This is a genomic window from Elioraea rosea (genome assembly GCF_007644105.1).
GTDB lineage: Bacteria > Pseudomonadota > Alphaproteobacteria > Acetobacterales > Acetobacteraceae > Elioraea_A > Elioraea_A rosea.
In genome coordinates, this window is record NZ_VFAC01000015.1 from 22,387 (window position 1) to 38,875 (window position 16,489).

Consider the following 16,489-nt stretch of genomic DNA (forward strand, 5'->3'; position numbering starts at 1 on the left):
CGGATATTTTTCCCACCAATCCTAGGGGGGCGGCAGGTCAGTACGAGAACGTACCCTTATTCGAGGTTGGCGGGGGGGCCGCCGCCTTCCGGAACGGCGCCGTTCACCGGCGCGGATGTCCGGCCAGAACCAGAAATGGAGCATGACCATGTACGTATTCTCGCTGACGAGCAGCACGAACTTCTTCCTCGACGGGGACCCGTTGGTGGATGATTCGATCGACATTTCAGACAACCTGATCAACGGAGACGAGGCGACGGACGAGGACGGCTTTCCTCTTCCCGAGGACGTGGACCTCAACGCAGGCGGCATCGGCTGGTTCCGGCGCCTGACGGTCACCGATCTCGGCGGCAACAACACCTTCATCGCCGGCAACGACGTACTCGTCCGCCTCACGATCAACATGGGCGACGGGGACGACTTCATCGAGGGCGGCAGCAACCACGACCGCATCAATGCCGGGGACGGCAACAACGAGGTCTACGGCTACGACGGCAACGACACGATCAACACCGGCAGCGGTGAGGACACGGTCGATGGCGGCGCCGGCAACGACACGATCAACACCAATGGCGGCAACGACACCGTGTATGGTGGCGATGGCAACGACACGATCAATGCCGGTGACGGCGACAACTACGTCGAGGGCGGCGCCGGCAACGACAGGATCAACGCGAATGGCGGCAATGACGTCCTCCTCGGCGACGAGGGCGACGACACGATCCATGCCGGCGACGGCAACAACATGGTCGACGGCGGCGACGGCAACGACAAGATCACCGCCGGGTCCGGCAACGACATGATCGAGGGCGGCGCCGGAGACGACACGATCAATGCCGGCGACGGCGACAACTACGTCAGCGGCGGCGACGGCAACGACAAGATCACGACCGGCTCCGGGTCGGACTTCGTCGAGGGCGGCGCCGGCAACGACACCGTCTACGCCGGTGCGGGCAACGACTTCGTCGTCGGCGACGACGGCAACGACACCCTCTACGGCGAGGATGGCGACGACACGCTGGAGGGCAATGCCGGCAACGACCGTCTCGACGGCGGCGCGGGCGAAGACAACCTCTTCGGCGGCTCCGGCAACGACCAGATCACGGGCGGCGCCGGCAACGACTACATGGAGGACGGGGTCGGCATGGACCGTCTCTTCATGAACTTCGGTGACGACGTCGTCATGAACGCCGCCGACGGCGAGCGCGACGTGTTCGTCTGGAACAGCCTTGGTGCCATCGTCGAGGCCGGCCCGGAATACGACACGATCGAGTTCTTCGACGTGCGCGGCGCCCGGACCAACGACGTGCTCGACTTCTTCGGCCTCGGCAGCGGCCTCTACGCCCAGCTCTACGGCGGCGGCGCGGGCGAGACCGGTGTGTTCGCGGTGTTCCTCACCGAGGAGGCGCGCGACGCGGGCGACTACCTCGTCGCCGTGCAGTGGAACGAGCAGATCGGTGCCGAGCCGATCAATGTCGGTGTGTCCTCGAGCTCCGACATCCGCATCGGCTTCGGCTGGAACGTCCAGAACATCGTCGACGGCGACACCTTCATCTGATCGCCGCGTCGCTTTCGCGACGGGGAGGCGGGCCTTCGGGCCCGCCTCCGACCAGCCGATAGCCCGCGCCGCATCCACGGGGGTGGTGGTGGCGCGGGAGGGGGACGACATGGCATCGCAGGCGCTGCCAGGAGGGAATTGGCCCTCCGAGGACGACACATCCGATCCCGACAGCACGCGCGCGCCGACGTGGCCGAAGCTTCTCGGCGCGACGGCGGTCGCGGGCGCCTCGCTCGCGGGAGCGACAACGTTCCTGTTCCAGACCGGTCTCGGCGTCAGCCACCCGAACGCGGGCGGCACGGCCGAGGCCGCGCCACTGCCCGCGGCCGAGGATGCCGGAGCCACGACGCAGGGGCAGGAGGTGATAGCCGAGCAGCCGGCAAGCGCGCAGGAGCCCGCGCCGGCCCTGGCCGACCGTCCGGCCGAGGCGGCCCCGCCCGCGGAACCCGCGACGGGACACGCCTGGCAGGAGGCCGCTGCCCCGCAGGCCGATGGCGAGAACGGAACGGCGCCGCAGGAAGAGATGGTCGGCGGCAGCACGGAGGAGGCCATCTCCGCCTTCGCCGAGTTAGTCGGGCTCGACCCGATCATCGCCGTCGATGGCGGCGGAGGCGGCGGGATCATCGACGACGTGATGGCCATCGCGATGCGGGGCGGCGCCCAGCCCGGGCGCTTCGCGGCACCGCCTCCGTCCGTGCTCCTTCCGGGCGCGCCGGCCGGCTCGCCCGCCTCGGCCACGCCGGCGGCACCGGGCGCCTCGGTGCCCGCGAAGGCCGAGCAGACCGTTCTCTCCTTCTCGCTGTTCCGCGATGGCATCCGGTGGTCCGATCGTGCGGCAGAGGTGCGCACGGCGGATGGGCGCATCGTCGAGGCGAACGGGGAGGGCACGTTCAGCGGCGCGCGCGACCAGGCGCTCACCGAAGTCACCTTTGCCTCGGGCGCGAGGCTCGGCGATGGCCGCACCCCTGTGGTCTCGCTCGTCGTCGACGAGGCCGCGCGCGCGGCCACCTTCAGCCTCGAGGCGGCACTGCCGCCCGGCAACGTCGCGGTCGACGCCTTCTCGGGCACGCACCTGACCCTCGAGGCGTGGCATGCCGCGCGGGTTTCGCTCGAGAGTGCCGGCCCGCTCACCCTAATTCTCGAAGGCGTGCGCGGCGGCGAGCTGGCGCTGACCGGCCCGGGCCCCAAGACGGTCGTTGTCGGCCTCGCCGAAGCCGGGCGGGACGGGCAGCGCCATTTCGAGATCGAGACAGGAAGCGGTGCGGACCGCGTCGTGCTCCGCCCGGCGTGGGAGAGCACCACGCTCGACCCTGGAGCCGTGACGGCGCGCATCGCCACGGGGGCCGGCGACGACACGATCATCGGCTGGCGCGCAGACGAGACGGTCGATGGCGGCGCTGGCAACGACGTCTTCGTCGTGAGCGGTCGCGGCACCGGCTATGCGATCACGCGGGAGGGCGAGGGGTACACGCTGCGCGACCTCCTCGCCTCCGACGGCGATGACGGAACCGATCGCCTCGTCGGCATCGAGCGCGTGCGCTTCGGAGACGGCCGCGAGGTCGTGCTCGACCCCGCCGCCCCGAACGGCGCCCCGGTGCCGGGCGAGGATGCCGCGGTGGTCCTTCGGCCCGGCGAGACCTGGACGATCGACCCCGCCCTCCTTCTCGCCAACGACACCGACCCGGACGGCCAGCCGCTCACGCTTGTTCCGCGCTCGGAGCGGAGCGGGGCGGGCGGAACCCTGGATGTGCTCGCGGACGGCACGATCCTCTACACCCCGCGCGAGGGCTTCGAGGGGCTCGACCTGTTCGACTACCTGGTCTCAGACGGCATCGGCGGCGTCGCCGAGGCGAGCCTCGTTCTCGCCGTCACCGACCGGCCGATCGCGCAGGAGGACCGGATCGTCCTCCGCCCCAGCGAAACGGCGAGCTTCACCGGCGAGGATCTGGTCGCGAACGATCTCGCCCCCGAGGGCGCGCTTCTGTCGGCAAGCCAGATGGCAAGCCTTTCCGCGATGGGCGGAACCGTCACCGTCACCGCCGCCGACACCTATCTCTACACCCCGCCCGCGGGCTTCCTCGGGCTCGACAGAATCGCCTACGTGGTGCGCGACGAGGCCGGCGGAAGCGCGCGCGCGAGCCTTGTCGTCGAGGTGGTGAACGCCGCCCCCGTGCCTGGCCGCGATGCGACGATCCTGCTCCGGCCGGGGCAGGAGGCGGTGTTCTCGGCAGGCGAGCTTCTCGCGAACGACCGCGACGCCGACGGTGACGACCTTTCGCTCCACTCGGCGACGCTGACGAATGAAGCGGCCGGAACGCTCGAGGAGCTCAGCCCCGGTCTCTACGGCTACAGGCCGGCGGAGGGGTTCCTCGGCACCGCGCGCATCAGCTACACGGTCGACGACGGGTATGGCGGGCGGGCCGACGGCGCGCTTGCCATCTCCGTGAGCAACGCCGCGCCGATGCCGGTGGCCGATGCGCCAATCGCCGCCGAGAGCGGCGGGGTAGCACTCGTCCCCGTAACGGTGCTGACAGGCAACGATCAGGACGATGACGGCGATGCGCTTTCCGTCTCCGCGCTCGACACGGTGACGGCGGAGGGCGGAACGCTCTCGCTCGCCGCCCCGGGGCTCTACCTCTACACCCCTGCCGAAGGGTTCGAGGGCACCGACCGCGCGCGCTATCTCGTCTCCGACGGGTTCGGCGGCGAGGCGGAGGCGGAGCTCGAGTTCGCCGTCGGCCTGCCGCCAGATCCTGGCGGTGGCGGGGGCGAGGCGCCGTATGCGTTCAGCCTGCTCTCCGATCTCCGCTTCCTTCTCGAGGGAAGCGCGGAGGAGGACAACGTCGCCGACCTCTCGGACGGTTCGATCGACGGCGCCGATGCGCTCGGCCCCTGGGGCGAGGCGCTGCCCGAGCCTGTCGCGCTCGGCGCCGGCGGCCTCTTCTGGTTCCGCACCGTCACGGTCACCGATACGGGCGGCAACAACACGCTCCGCGCGGGAGAGAGCGTGCTCACCCGCCTCGCCGTCACGATGGGCGACGGCGACGACCTGGTCGAAGGCGGTGCGAACCGCGATGCGATCCTCGCGGGCGGCGGCAACAACGTCCTCCGCGGCTTCGGCGGCGACGACGTCCTGGCCGCAGGCGCAGGCGACGACACGATCGAGGGCGGCGCGGGCGATGATGTGATCAACGCCGGCAGCGGCCTCAATCGCGTGGATGGCGGGGCGGGGAATGACCGCATTACCTCCGGCGCGGGCGACGACGAGATCGACGGCGGCGCTGGCGACGACGTGATCCATGCCGGCGCGGGGGCGAACCGTGTCTCGGGCGGCGAGGGGCATGACCGGATCGTCACCCTCGGCGGCGACGACGTGATCGATGGCGGCGCCGGGGACGACGAGATCGCCCCCGGTGCCGGCGACGACACGGTCGACGGCGGCGCAGGCGACGACACGATCGATGCCGGCGAAGGCAACGACGAGGCCCGGGGCGGTGAGGGCAACGACCGTCTCGATGGCGGCGAGGGCGATGACCGCCTGTTCGGCGAGGCCGGCGACGATCTGCTCGCGGGCGGCGGGGGCAATGACTGGCTCGAAGGCGGCGAGGGGAACGACCGGCTCGAGGGCGGGGCGGGGAACGACCACCTGGCGGGCGGAGCGGGCGACGACACCATCGCCGGAGGCGCCGGTGACGACGTGATCGAGGACGGCACGGGGCGCGACCGCATCGTCATGAACGGCGGCAACGACACGGTGCGCAACGCGCGCGACGGCGAGCGTGACGTGTTCGTCTGGGATGACCTCGCGGCGCTGACCGCGACGCCGGAATACGATTCGCTCGAATGGTTCGACGTGAGCGACCCGCGCGACGGCGACGTGATCGACCTCTCAGGCCTCGGAGACGGGCTGGTGCTCGAACTCTACGGCGGCGGCGAGGGAGAGACCGGGACGGCCGCGGTCTATCTCTCGGAGGCCGAACGCCTGGTCGGCAACTCCGTGCTCGCGATCGACTGGGCCGAGCAGGTCGGCGACAGCCCGATCATGATCGGGCCCAGCCTCTGGGCGCATATCCGAACGGGAACGGGATGGTCCGTGGTGAAGCCGGTTGTCGGCGACACGTTCGGGTGACGCAGGCGATTGTCGCGCGGCGTGATGCCGCGCTGCCTCACTTGATCTTGGCTTCGCGGAAGACGACGTGCTTGCGCGCGACGGGGTCGAACTTCTTCAGCTCGAGCTTGCCCGTGGTCGAGCGCGCGTTCTTCTTCGTCACGTAGTAGTAGCCCGTGTCGGCGGTGCTCACGAGCTTGATGAGAACGGTGTTCGACTTGGCCATGATCGTCCGGTCCTTCGCGCCTTGGGCCGCACGCTAGCGCGCGGCTTCGCCCGGCGGGGCCGGGGCTTCGGCAAGTGAGCGGCGGAGAAGCCATAGCGCCGCGGTGATGTCAAGCGCGCCGCCCTCCGCCGCAGGGCAGGCGGAACGCCCGCCTGCCTCAGACGCGGCAGCGGGGGCGAAGCCTGCGCGCGCGTCGTGGCTGGCGGAGATCAGCCGCCCTGCCTCCTCGCGCGCGGCCGCCTCGCCGCGGCTGGTGCAGAGCTCGGGCATCACGCCGCGGCCCTGGATGCTGCCGCCGCGCGGCCCGAGAAGCCGCGCCCAGGTGATGTGCAACTCAGACCCGTCGGGCAGGGGGTGGACGTACTGGATCAGCCCCTTGCCGCGCGTCGCCGAGCCGACGACGACGGCGCGGCCGAGTTCCTGGAGCGCTGCGGCGACGGCTTCGGCGGCAGAGGCGGTCGCGCCGTCGACAAGCACCACGATCGCCATGCCTTCGGCGAGGTCCGCTCCGCCCGCGAGGTAGCTTCGCGAGGCGTCCGGGTGCCGGCCGCGCGCTGCCACCACCTCTCCGTCGGCGAGGAACACGTCCGACACGGCGACGGCCTGCTGCAGGAGCCCGCCGCGGTTGCCCCGGAGGTCGAGGATCAGCCCGGTCGGCGCCGGCTGGCGCGCGGCGAGCCCCGCGACCAGCCGGCCGACGATCTCCCCGGTCTCGCGGCTGAAGCCGCTGACGGCGATGACGGGCCAGCCCTGGTGCCAGGAGAGCGAGGCGGTCGGCGGAAGGTCGGGCGCGCGGACGAGGAGCAGGGACTCTGCCGGGGCGGCGCGGCGCTGCACGACCAGCCGTGCCGCCGTGCCCGACGCGCCGGCGAGAGCGGCCTCGAGCTCCTCGAGCGCGAGCCCTGCCGTCGGCCGGCCGTCGATCTCGATGACCTTGTCGCCGAGCGCGAGTCCCGCCCGCCAGGCCGGGCCCTCCGGCACGAGCGCGCCGACGCGCGCCCCATTCCCCTCCGGCTCGAGCGAGAGGCCGAGCGTGCCTGAGCCGAGGCGCTGCCGGCGCTGCGCGCTTGCCTCTGCGAGCGGCACGAAACGGGAGTAGGGGTCGAGCCCCGAGGCCATCTCGTCGAGAACGAGGCCGCGCCGCTGGGCCGGCTTCAGCCTGGCGAGGCGCGGCGAGGCGGCCGTCGCCGCGTTGAGCGCGGCCGCACCCGTGCGTCCCCAGGCCTCGGCATCGGCGGGTCGGGGGGCGGGCAGGATCGTGCGCGAGGTCGAGTCGAGCCCGAGCTCGAGCCTATCCGGTGCGATTACGACGGTGATCGATGGGTCGGCGACGGCGAGGCCCTTCAGGCCTGCGGCCATGCGCTGGGCGGGCACGAGCTGCTCGATATGGCGGTCGCGCAGCGCGGCGAGGGCGGAGGCGAACACCGCCTGGTCGAGCACGGCCTCGCGGTCGGGCCGGATCTCGGCTGCTGCCGAGGGGCCTGCGAGCAGCGCGGCGAGGGCGCACAGGAGCGGGGCGGGACGCGCGCGTTTTCCCACGGTCGACCGAGGTGGTTTGGGCTCGCCGGCTGCCGCGCGACTCCGCGCCGGGCCGGCTTGCACACCAGTGTGCGACAAGAGCGCAGCCGTTGCGAGCGGCCGTTCAGTTCCGGAACGAGGCGATACGCCAGGCCGTCAGGTCGATCTCGCGTGCGATGTCGTCGATCGCGCCGGGCCGGACGATCAGCCCGCAGCCGAGAATATGAGACACGAGCGCAGAGGCAACGGCGTGGGCGTCCTGCGCGCGGGCGAAGGAGAGCTGGAAGCCGGTGACCTTCGCAAGGGTGAGCGACGTCGCCGTGCGCGGCCGGGCCCGCCCGCCCTGGCCTGCCTCGACCTTCTCCGACGTCGACCCGAGCAGGCTGTTCGAGCGCCGGTCGACCGGCACGGCGCGAACCAGCACCCAGCCGCGCCGGGCGGCCGCCGTTTCGGGGAAGAGGTGGTCGATCGCCTGGGGCCGGCCCGCGATCGAGGAAGGAGCCTCGGCATGGCCGTGCAGCGCGGCGAAGGCGGCCCAGGCCTCCGCATAGAGCTTGCTGCCCTTCGCCTTCTCCTCCGGCATGACCCAGAGCTGGCGCTGTCCGTCGCGCGCACGCCAGCAGCGCGCATGCTTTGGCGAGAAGCCCTCGAGCGGCAGCCAATGCCCGCCGCCGCCCGGCATGGCCGGATCCTCGAGCCGCGTCAGCCACTCCTCGCTCGGAAAGGCGATGAAGGCGGTGTTCACCGGGCCGAGCCACTGGTCAAGGATGGCTTGGTGCTGGGCCCGAACGAAATCGGCGTAGGCCATGCGCTCCTGCCTTCAGCCGTTGCCCTCAGCCGGCTTCCTTCTTCCTCGCCGGCACCTTCGCGCCGCGCTTGGCAGCCGCCTTGCCGCCACCCTTGGCCCCCCGCCCGCGCCCGGCGAGCGGCTTGCCCTTCTCCGCAAGCAGGCCCACGGCCTGGTCGAGGTCCATGTCATCCATCGCCACGCCCTTGGGCAGGTTGGCGACGGTGGTCCCGTGCTGGACATAGGGACCGAACCTGCCCTTGCGCATCGTGACCTCGCCGCCCTTGGGGTGGGGCCCGAGGAGCTTCACGCTGTCGAGCTTCTTGGCGAGAAGCACGACGGCGCGGTTCAGCCCGAGCGAGAGCACGTCGTCGTCCTTGTCGAGCGAGGCGTAGATCGGCCCGAGCTTCACGTACGGCCCGAACTGGCCGATGCCGGCGTGGATGGGCTCCTGCTTCTCGGGATGGATGCCGACAAGGCGGGGAAGCGAGAGAAGCCCCAGTGCCGTCTCGAGCGTCACGGAGGTGGGGTCCATGCCCTTCGGCAGGGAGGCGCGCTTGGGCTTCGGGACGGCGACCTTCTTCGCGCCCTTCTTCGGCTTGGGCGCCTCCGGGTCAGGCGCCGGGGCCTCGCCGAGCTGGACGTAGAGCCCGTATGGACCGGGGCGGAGCGTCACCTCCTCGCCGGTCTCCGGGTGACGGCCGAGCGAACGGATGTCCTCCGCCCCCGAGGCCTGGTCGCCGCCCACGTTCCGCGTGTAGCGGCACTCGGGGTAGTTCGAGCAGCCGATGAAGGCGCCGGTGTTGCCGCCGATGCGCAGGCCCAGCCGCCCGGTGCCGCAGCGCGGGCAGGCGCGCGGGTCCGACCCGTCGCCCTTGTCGGGAAACAGGTGGGGGCCGAGGTCGCGGTCGAGCGCGTCGGTCACGTCGGCGATGCGGAGTTCCTTCGTGTCTTCCACCGCCTTGACGAACTCGCGCCAGAACCCGGCAAGCACCTCGCGCCAGGCGGCACGGCCGCCGGAGACGTCGTCGAGCTGCTCCTCGAGCGCGGCGGTAAAGTCATACGCCACGTAGTGCTCGAAGAAGCCGACGAGGAAGGCGGTGACCAGCCGGCCGCGATCCTCCGGAATGAAGCGCCGCGCATCGAGCCGGACGTACTGCCGATCCTGCAGCACCTGGAGGATCGAGGCGTAGGTCGAGGGCCGGCCGATACCGAGCTCCTCGAGCTTCTTCACCAGCGAGGCCTCGGAAAAGCGCGGCGGCGGCTGGGTGAAGTGCTGGCTCGGTGTCACGCCCTTGAGGCCTGGCCTTTCGCCTTCCGCCATGGAAGGAAGCAGGTGGCTGTCCTCGTCCTCCGCCTCGCCTGGCGCAGGCGCGTCGTCGCGGCCCTCCCGGTAGAGCTTCAGGAACCCGTCGAAGGCAATCACCGAACCCGTTGCGCGGAAACCGACCTTGCCGTCCTCCGAGGCGATCTCGACGCTCGTCTGGTCGAGCTCGGCAGAGGCCATCTGGCTCGCCACCGCGCGCTTCCAGACGAGCTCGTACAGCCGCCGCTGGTCGTCGGAGACGGCGTGTGCGACGTCCTCGGGCGTGCGCGCCACGTCGGTCGGGCGAACCGCCTCATGGGCTTCCTGGGCGTTCTTCGCGCGCGACTGGTAGAGGCGCGGGCTGTCGGGCAGGTAGGCCTTGCCCGCCGTCGCGCCGATATGGCTGCGGATGGCGCTGACCGCCTCCGCCGCCATCTGCACGCCATCGGTCCGCATGTATGTAATGAGACCAACGGTCTCGCCGCCGATCTCCACACCTTCGTAGAGCTGCTGCGCCGTCCGCATGGTGCGCGTTGCCGAGAAGCCGAGCTTGCGTGCCGCCTCCTGCTGCAGCGTCGAGGTGGTGAAGGGCGCGGGCGGGTTCCGCCGCACACGCTTCTTCTCGACCGAGGCGATCCGGTAGGCAGCCGCCTCCGCGCGCGAGACCGCTGCCTTCGCGGCTTTCTCGTCGCCCAGGTCGAACTGGCCGAGCTTCCTGCCGTCGAGCGAGACGAGTCGCGCGGTGAAGGGCGTGCCGCCCGGCGTGGCGAAGGCGCCCTCGATCGTCCAGTACTCCCGGGGGCGGAACGCCTCGATCTCCGCCTCGCGCTCGCAGATGAGGCGCAGCGCGACCGACTGCACGCGCCCAGCGCTTCGGCTTCCCGGAAGCTTGCGCCAGAGCACGGGCGAGAGGGTAAAGCCGAACAGGTAGTCGAGCGCCCGGCGGGCGAGATAGGCGTCGATCAGGTCGCCGTCGAGGTCGCGCGGGGCGGCGAGGGCGGCCTTTACCGCTGCCTTGGTGATCTCGTTGAAGGTGATCCGCCGCACCTCGACGCCGGCAAGCGCGCGGCGGGAGGCCAGCATCTCCTTGACGTGCCAGGAGATGGCCTCGCCCTCGCGGTCAGGGTCGGTGGCGAGGAAGAGGCGCTTGGCCCCCTTCAGCGCCTGCGCGATGGCGCGCACCTGCTTGTCGCCCCGGTCATCGGCCTCCCAGTCCATCGCGAACCCGTCATCGGGCCGGACGGAGCCGTCCTTGGCGGGCAGGTCGCGGACATGGCCGTAGCTTGCGAGCACGGTGTAGTCACGGCCCAGATAATTGTTGATCGTCTTGGCCTTGGCCGGTGATTCGACGACAACGACATCCATCAGATCGGTCCCTCGCGCCCGGTCATCCGGGCCTCTGTCGGCAATCCGCGTCAGCGTTCCTTCAGGGCTACACGATTGCCCGGCAGGCGGTCGAGCCGCCCCTCGAGGTCAAGGTCGAGGAGGGCCGCATGCACCGCGGCTGCGCTACATGGGGTTCGGCGCAGCACTTCGTCAACCGACACGGGTGTGTGGGAGAGAAGGGTCTGGAGGTGCCGCCGCGCCTCGGAGGCTTCGTCATCGGCGGCAGGGACGGCCTCGTCGTCCTCTGCCTCCTCTGTATCGGCGTGCGGCTCGGCCTCGCGGGCGCGACGCGGCGGCGGGGCGGATGGGGCGGAGGCGGGAAGGGCGGCGAGCACGTCCTCGGCCGTCTCGACCAGCGTCGCACCCTGGCGGAGAAGGTCGTTCGAGCCGCGCGCACGCGGGTCGAGCGGCGAGCCGGGAACGGCGAAGAGCTCGCGCCCCGCTTCGAGCGCCATCCGCGCCGTGATCAGGCTGCCGGATTTCAGCGCAGCCTCGACGACGATCGTGCCCAGAGCGAGGCCGGCGACGATGCGGTTGCGGCGGGGGAACAGCTTGGCCATCGCCGCGGTGCCGAGCGGCGCCTCCGCCACCACAACGCCCCCCTCGGCAATGCGGGCCTGGAGGGCGGCGTTCTGCGGCGGGTAGGGCTTGTCGAGCCCGCCCGCAACGGCGGCAATCGTGACACCCCCTTCCGCGAGCGCGCCCTCATGCGCTGCCGTGTCCACCCCCCGCGCGAGGCCTGAGACGACGGCAAGCCCGGCATCGGCGAGGTCGCGCGCAAGACGCTCGGCGATGATCCGCGCGCCGGCGGAGGCGTTGCGCGCACCGACGATGGCGACGGCACGGCGGGAGAGATGCCCGGGCTCGCCCGCGACGGCGAGCGCGAGCGGCGCGTCATGCGTCGCGGCAAGCGCCTCGGGGTAGAGAGCGTCGGTGTCGAGGAGCAGCGCCGCGCCCATGGCGGCAAGCCTCTCCTCCTCCCGGCGCACCTCCTCCTCGGACGGGATCGACACGGCCCGGCCGCGCGCGAGCCTCGGCAATGCCTCGATCGCCGCCGCCGCACCACCCTCGCGGGCGATCAGCGCGCGGATGGCGCCCGGGCCGAGCCCCTCGGCGCGCGCGAGGCGAAGCCGCGCGAGGCGCTCGCTCAAGCCTCGTCCTTCTTCGAGGCCCCGATACGCGGCTCGGTTCCAGCGATCAGGCGGCGGATGTTGCCCTCGTGGCGGAGATAGACGAGCGCGGCGATGGCAAGGGCAGCGACGGCGGGCATGGGGCCGGCGAAGACCCAGGCGGCAAGAGGGGCAAGCGCGAAGGCGACCAGCGCCGAGGCGGAGGAGATCTTCGTGATCTTGGCGGTCGCGAGCCAGGCGGCGCAGGCGACGAGCCCCGCGGGGAAGGCGAGGGCGAGAAGCGTTCCGAGGCCCGTCGCCACCCCCTTACCGCCGGAGAAGCCGAGCCACGGGGTGTAGAGATGCCCGATGACGGCAGCGACGCCCGCGACCGCGCCGGCGAGCGGCCCCCACAGCGCTGCGGCGATCACCACGGCCGCGGCTCCTTTGCCGCCGTCGAGCACCAGCGTCGCGGCGGCAAGGTCCTTCCGCCCGGTGCGCAGCACGTTTGTCGCCCCGATATTTCCCGACCCCACCTTGCGGATGTCGCCGAGCCCGGCTGCCTTCGTCAGCACCAGGCCGAACGGTATGGACCCGAGCAGCGCACCGAGGATCGCGCCCATGAGCAGTTCGGGCGCGAGGCTCATCCGAACACCCGCCGGCCTGCCTTCCAGGTGCCGAGCACGCGGCCCTGCATCGGCCTTCCGTCGAAGGGCGTGTTGCGGGCGCCCACGAGCGCCTCCTCCCGCACCTGCCAGGCGCGGTCGGGGTCGAACAGGACGAGATCGGCCGGCGCACCCTTCGCCAGCGTTCCCGCCTTCGCGCCGAGAAGCGCCGCCGGGCGGCACGTGAGCAGCGCCAGCGCCTCGGAAAGCCCGAGCTTGCCGGTGTGCACGAGGCCGAGCGTGACGGCGAGAAGCGTCTCCAGCCCCGCGCCGCCGGCTTCGGCCTGGGCGAAGGGAAGGCGCTTGGCGTCGGTGTCCTGCGGCTGGTGGTCCGACGCGATGGCATCGATCGTGCCGTCGGCCAGCGCGGCCACCACGGCCTGGCGATCCTCCTCCGTGCGCAGCGGCGGCGAGAGCTTTGCGTAGGTGCGCCACTCGCCGATGGCGGTCTCGTTCAGGTCGAAATACGGAGGGGCGGTGTCGCAGGTCACGCGCAGGCCGCGTGCCTTCGCCTCGCGGATCAGCCCGATCGCCTCCGCCGTCGAGACATGCGCGACATGGAGGTGTCCGCCCGTCAGCGCGGCGAGGCGAAGGTCGCGCGCGACCATCAGCGCCTCCGCCGCGGCCGGGATGCTGGGAAGGCCGAGGCGTGTGGCGAGCTCGCCTTCCGTCACCGCGCCTCTGGAGGCAAGGGAGGGTTCTTCCGGGTGCTGCACCACCATCGCGCCGAAGGCGCGGGCGTAGGAGAGCGCGAGCCGCATCGTCCGCGCCTCGGCGATCGCGTGCCGCCCGTCGCCGAAAGCCACCGCGCCCGCCTCCTGCAGCAGCCCCATCTCGGCAAGCTCGCGCCCCGCGCAGCCCTTCGTCGCCGCCGCACAGGGAAGCACGGTGACGGAGCCGAACGAGGCCGCACGGCGGGCGACGAACTCGACCAGCGCCGGCTCGTCCAGAGGCGGGTCGGTATCGGGTAGCACCATCAGCGTGGTCACGCCGCCGGCAGCCGCCGAGGCGGCAAGGCCAGCGAGGCTCTCCTTGTGCTCTTCCCCAGGCTCGCGGAGCCCAACCCGCATGTCGACGAGGCCGGGCGCGAGCACCGCACCGCCGCAGTCCACGACCTCCGCGCCGTCGGGTGCGTCGTCGGCGATGCCCTCGATCGCTCCGTCGCGCACGATAAGCGTTCCCGTGCGGTCGAGCCCCGCGGCGGGGTCGATCAGCCGCGCGCCGGTGAAGGCCCGGAAGGTATTCAGGCGGCTCACGCGTTGCCCCGTGCGTCGCGGGTGAGAAGGTCGAGCACCGCCATGCGCACGGCGACCCCCATCTCGACCTGCTCCTGGATGACGCTGTGCTGCAGGTCGTCCGCCACGGCGCTGTCGATCTCGACGCCGCGGTTCATCGGCCCGGGGTGCATCACCAGCGCATCGGGGCGGGCGCAGGCGAGCTTCGCGGCATCGAGGCCATAGAAGCGGAAATACTCGCGCGCGGAGGGAACGAAGGCCCGGCTCATCCTCTCCTTCTGGAGCCTGAGCATCATGACGATGTCAGCGTCCTCGAGCCCGCGCTCCATGTCGGTGAACACCTCCACGCCCATGGCGGCGAGGCCCGACGGGATCAGCGTCGGCGGCGCGATCACGCGCACCCGGCTTCCCATGGTGGTGAGAAGAAGGATGTTCGACCGCGCGACGCGCGAGTGCAGCACGTCGCCGCAGATGGCCACGGTGAGGTTCTCGAGCGTGCCCTTGTGCCTGCGGATGGTCACGGCATCGAGCAGCGCCTGGGTCGGGTGCTCGTGTGTGCCGTCGCCTGCATTGATCACGGCGGCATCGAGCTTCTGCGCCAGAAGCGCCGCGGCGCCGGACTGATCGTGGCGGACGACTAGCATGTCGACATGCATGGCGTTCAGCGTCATCGCCGTGTCGATCAGCGTCTCGCCCTTCGACACGGATGAGCCGGAGGTGGACATATTGACGATGTCTGCGCCGAGGCGCTTGCCTGCGAGCTCGAAGCTCGTGCGGGTGCGGGTGGAGTTCTCGAAGAACAGGTTCACCAGCGTCCGCCCGCGGAGGACGTCGCGCGGCCCGCCCTTGCGGTTCAGCGAGATGTAGGTCTCGGCGAGGTCGAGCGCGGAGCGAATCTGGCCGGGGTCGAGCCCGCCGATCCCGAGCAGGTGCCGCCGCCGCCCCGCCATCTGCCCGAACCCAGAGTCGGCCACCACGATCCTCCCGCGTTCAAACGGGGCGGGAGGGAACGCGCGCAGCGCGGCGGCGTCAAGCGCGATCGCCGCTACCGCGCCACCTTCACGTCCTGCAGCCGGATCAGCCCGTCTGGGTGCGCGGCGAAGCCGGTCACGGCTGCCCGGGCGGCGAAGAGGCCCTTGTGGTGATAGAGAACCAGGTGCGGCCTGTCCGCCATCCAAATGCCTGCCGCCTCGCGGTAGAGGGCCCGGCGCTGCCCGGTGTCCGTGACGCCGCGCGCCCTGGCGAGAAGCTCGTCGAGCTTCGGGTTGCAGTACCTGCCCCAGTTCACGAAGCCCTCGCACTGGAGCCAGATCGAGATGTTGCCGTCAGGATCCGGCCGGCCCGACCAGATGGCGATCGCCGCGTCATAGTCCCCCCGACGCGTTGCGGCGACGACCGCGGCACTCTCCCCGGCGCGGATGGAGATGTCGAACCCGGCCTCCGCGGCCATAGACTGGATCACCTCCGCCACCTGGCGGTCGACCGGGGTGTTGGGCACGGCCAGCTCGAAGGCGACCTTCTGGTGCCCTGCCTCGCGCAGCAGGGCGCGCGCGCGGGCGACGTCGCGCGGCGGAACCGGGCGATCCGACACCCAGAAGGTGGTGTTCGGCGCCTCGAACTGGTTCGAGGGAATGAACTGGCCCTCGAGCGCAACCTGGTTGATCACCTGGCGGTCGATCGCCGCCTCGAGCGCGGCGCGCACCCGCGGGTCCGACCCCAGCGGGCCCTTGGCGCGATCGCCGGCCCCGACATTGATGCTCATCGTCTGGAAAGCCATGGCCGGCCCGGCGACCAGCCTCAGGGACCGGTCACGCTCAACCGCGGCGACGTCGTTCGGCGACAGCCGCTCGATGAGGTCGAGCTGGCCGGAACGGAGGTTGACGAGACGCACCGTGCCGTCCGGGATCGGGCGGTACTCCACGCGGTCGATATGGATGCGCCCGGCGTCCCAGTATTCCGGGAAGCGCTCGAGCTCGACCACCTCCTGCGTGACTCGTCGGACGAAGCGGAACGGCCCCGAGCAGGAGGGGTTGGTGTGGATGCGCTCGGCCAGCGAGGCGATGGCGGCCGGCGACATCATCATGCCCGCACGGTCTGCCAGCACCGCGAGAAGCGGCGCGTCGGGCGCCTTGAGGGCGAGGCGCACGGTGAGCGGGTCGACCACCTCGACGGAGGCGACGGAGGCGAGCTCGGTCCTGCGGCGGCTCTCGCGCGCCTCGCGGTAGCGGTCGAGATTGGCCTTGACGGCGGCTGCGTCCATCGGCGTGCCGTCATGGAAGCGCACGCCCTGGCGGAGCTTCAGGGTGAGTGTCTTGCCGTCCTCTCCCCAGGCCCACTCGGTTGCGAGCTGCGGCACGAAGCGGAGATCGGCATCGAGCTCGATCAGCTTGTCGCAGAGGGCGGAGAACACGACGCGCTCATAGACGCTGCCCGACTGCGCGGGGTCGAGCATGTTCGGGTCGGCCGCGAGGCCGATGCGGAGGGTTGTCTGCGCAATGGCGCCTGGCACGAAGGACAGGGCGAGGGCGGCGGCCAGCACGGTGCGCATCATCATCGTCTCCAGGGGTGTTGGACCGCCACGACACGCCGAT

11 protein-coding genes are annotated in these 16,489 nt (G+C 71.4%); 2 read left to right on the forward strand and 9 right to left on the reverse strand.

Going from position 1 to position 16,489, the window contains the following annotated elements; translation table 11 throughout:
• Nucleotides 1–142 precede the first annotated feature (142 nt).
• Nucleotides 143–1,558, forward strand: a complete 1,416-nt coding sequence (locus FIF60_RS11135) for a calcium-binding protein (protein WP_158639172.1) — start codon at nucleotides 143–145, stop codon at nucleotides 1,556–1,558.
• A gap of 109 nt (nucleotides 1,559–1,667) precedes the next feature.
• Entirely contained in the window at nucleotides 1,668–5,687 is a 4,020-nt protein-coding gene (locus tag FIF60_RS11140; protein ID WP_144186157.1) for an Ig-like domain-containing protein, read from the forward strand.
• Nucleotides 5,688–5,724: 37 nt separating this feature from the next.
• Here the strand turns inward: FIF60_RS11140 and rpmG are convergent, their stop codons facing one another.
• From rpmG to FIF60_RS11185, 9 genes are all read right to left on the reverse strand, one after another.
• On the reverse strand, nucleotides 5,725–5,892 hold the full coding sequence (gene rpmG / locus FIF60_RS11145; RefSeq protein WP_144186158.1) for a 50S ribosomal protein L33: 168 nt from the start codon (nucleotides 5,890–5,892) through the stop codon (nucleotides 5,725–5,727).
• Nucleotides 5,893–5,925: 33 nt separating this feature from the next.
• On the reverse strand, nucleotides 5,926–7,431 hold the full coding sequence (locus FIF60_RS11150) for a S41 family peptidase (protein WP_144186159.1): 1,506 nt from the start codon (nucleotides 7,429–7,431) through the stop codon (nucleotides 5,926–5,928).
• A 103-nt stretch (nucleotides 7,432–7,534) separates the two neighbouring features.
• A complete protein-coding gene (locus FIF60_RS11155) occupies nucleotides 7,535–8,218 on the reverse strand; it encodes a hypothetical protein (protein ID WP_144186160.1) in 684 nt (227 codons plus the stop codon).
• 25 nt (nucleotides 8,219–8,243) lie between these two features.
• Nucleotides 8,244–10,871, reverse strand: coding sequence for a type I DNA topoisomerase (gene topA / locus FIF60_RS11160; RefSeq protein ID WP_144186161.1), 2,628 nt, complete (start codon nucleotides 10,869–10,871; stop codon nucleotides 8,244–8,246).
• A 47-nt stretch (nucleotides 10,872–10,918) separates the two neighbouring features.
• Nucleotides 10,919–12,040, reverse strand: coding sequence for a DNA-processing protein DprA (dprA, locus tag FIF60_RS11165; RefSeq protein ID WP_144186162.1), 1,122 nt, complete (start codon nucleotides 12,038–12,040; stop codon nucleotides 10,919–10,921).
• On the reverse strand, nucleotides 12,037–12,645 hold the full coding sequence (plsY, locus tag FIF60_RS11170; RefSeq protein WP_204251168.1) for a glycerol-3-phosphate 1-O-acyltransferase PlsY: 609 nt from the start codon (nucleotides 12,643–12,645) through the stop codon (nucleotides 12,037–12,039). The genes dprA and plsY overlap by 4 nt, the downstream gene beginning before the upstream one ends.
• Nucleotides 12,642–13,910, reverse strand: a complete 1,269-nt coding sequence (pyrC, locus tag FIF60_RS11175; protein WP_144186217.1) for a dihydroorotase — start codon at nucleotides 13,908–13,910, stop codon at nucleotides 12,642–12,644. The genes plsY and pyrC overlap by 4 nt, the downstream gene beginning before the upstream one ends.
• Before the next feature lie 5 nt (nucleotides 13,911–13,915).
• A complete protein-coding gene (locus FIF60_RS11180) occupies nucleotides 13,916–14,848 on the reverse strand; it encodes an aspartate carbamoyltransferase catalytic subunit (protein ID WP_144186218.1) in 933 nt (310 codons plus the stop codon).
• A gap of 95 nt (nucleotides 14,849–14,943) precedes the next feature.
• Nucleotides 14,944–16,449 (reverse strand): ABC transporter substrate-binding protein, encoded by a 1,506-nt coding sequence (locus tag FIF60_RS11185; RefSeq protein ID WP_144186163.1) that lies wholly within the window; start codon nucleotides 16,447–16,449, stop codon nucleotides 14,944–14,946.
• Nucleotides 16,450–16,489 lie beyond the last annotated feature (40 nt).

Bases quoted from the DNA above. Each gene is read 5' to 3' on its own strand.
- plsY (WP_204251168.1), bottom strand. From the start codon at position 12,645: ATGAGCCTCGCGCCCGAACTGCTCATGGGCGCGATCCTCGGTGCGCTG.
- FIF60_RS11140 (WP_144186157.1), top strand. From the start codon at position 1,668: ATGGCATCGCAGGCGCTGCCAGGAGGGAATTGGCCCTCCGAGGACGAC.
- FIF60_RS11180 (WP_144186218.1), bottom strand. From the start codon at position 14,848: ATGGCGGGGCGGCGGCGGCACCTGCTCGGGATCGGCGGGCTCGACCCC.
- FIF60_RS11185 (WP_144186163.1), bottom strand. From the start codon at position 16,449: ATGATGCGCACCGTGCTGGCCGCCGCCCTCGCCCTGTCCTTCGTGCCA.
- FIF60_RS11155 (WP_144186160.1), bottom strand. From the start codon at position 8,218: ATGGCCTACGCCGATTTCGTTCGGGCCCAGCACCAAGCCATCCTTGAC.
- rpmG (WP_144186158.1), bottom strand. From the start codon at position 5,892: ATGGCCAAGTCGAACACCGTTCTCATCAAGCTCGTGAGCACCGCCGAC.
- FIF60_RS11135 (WP_158639172.1), top strand. From the start codon at position 143: ATGACCATGTACGTATTCTCGCTGACGAGCAGCACGAACTTCTTCCTC.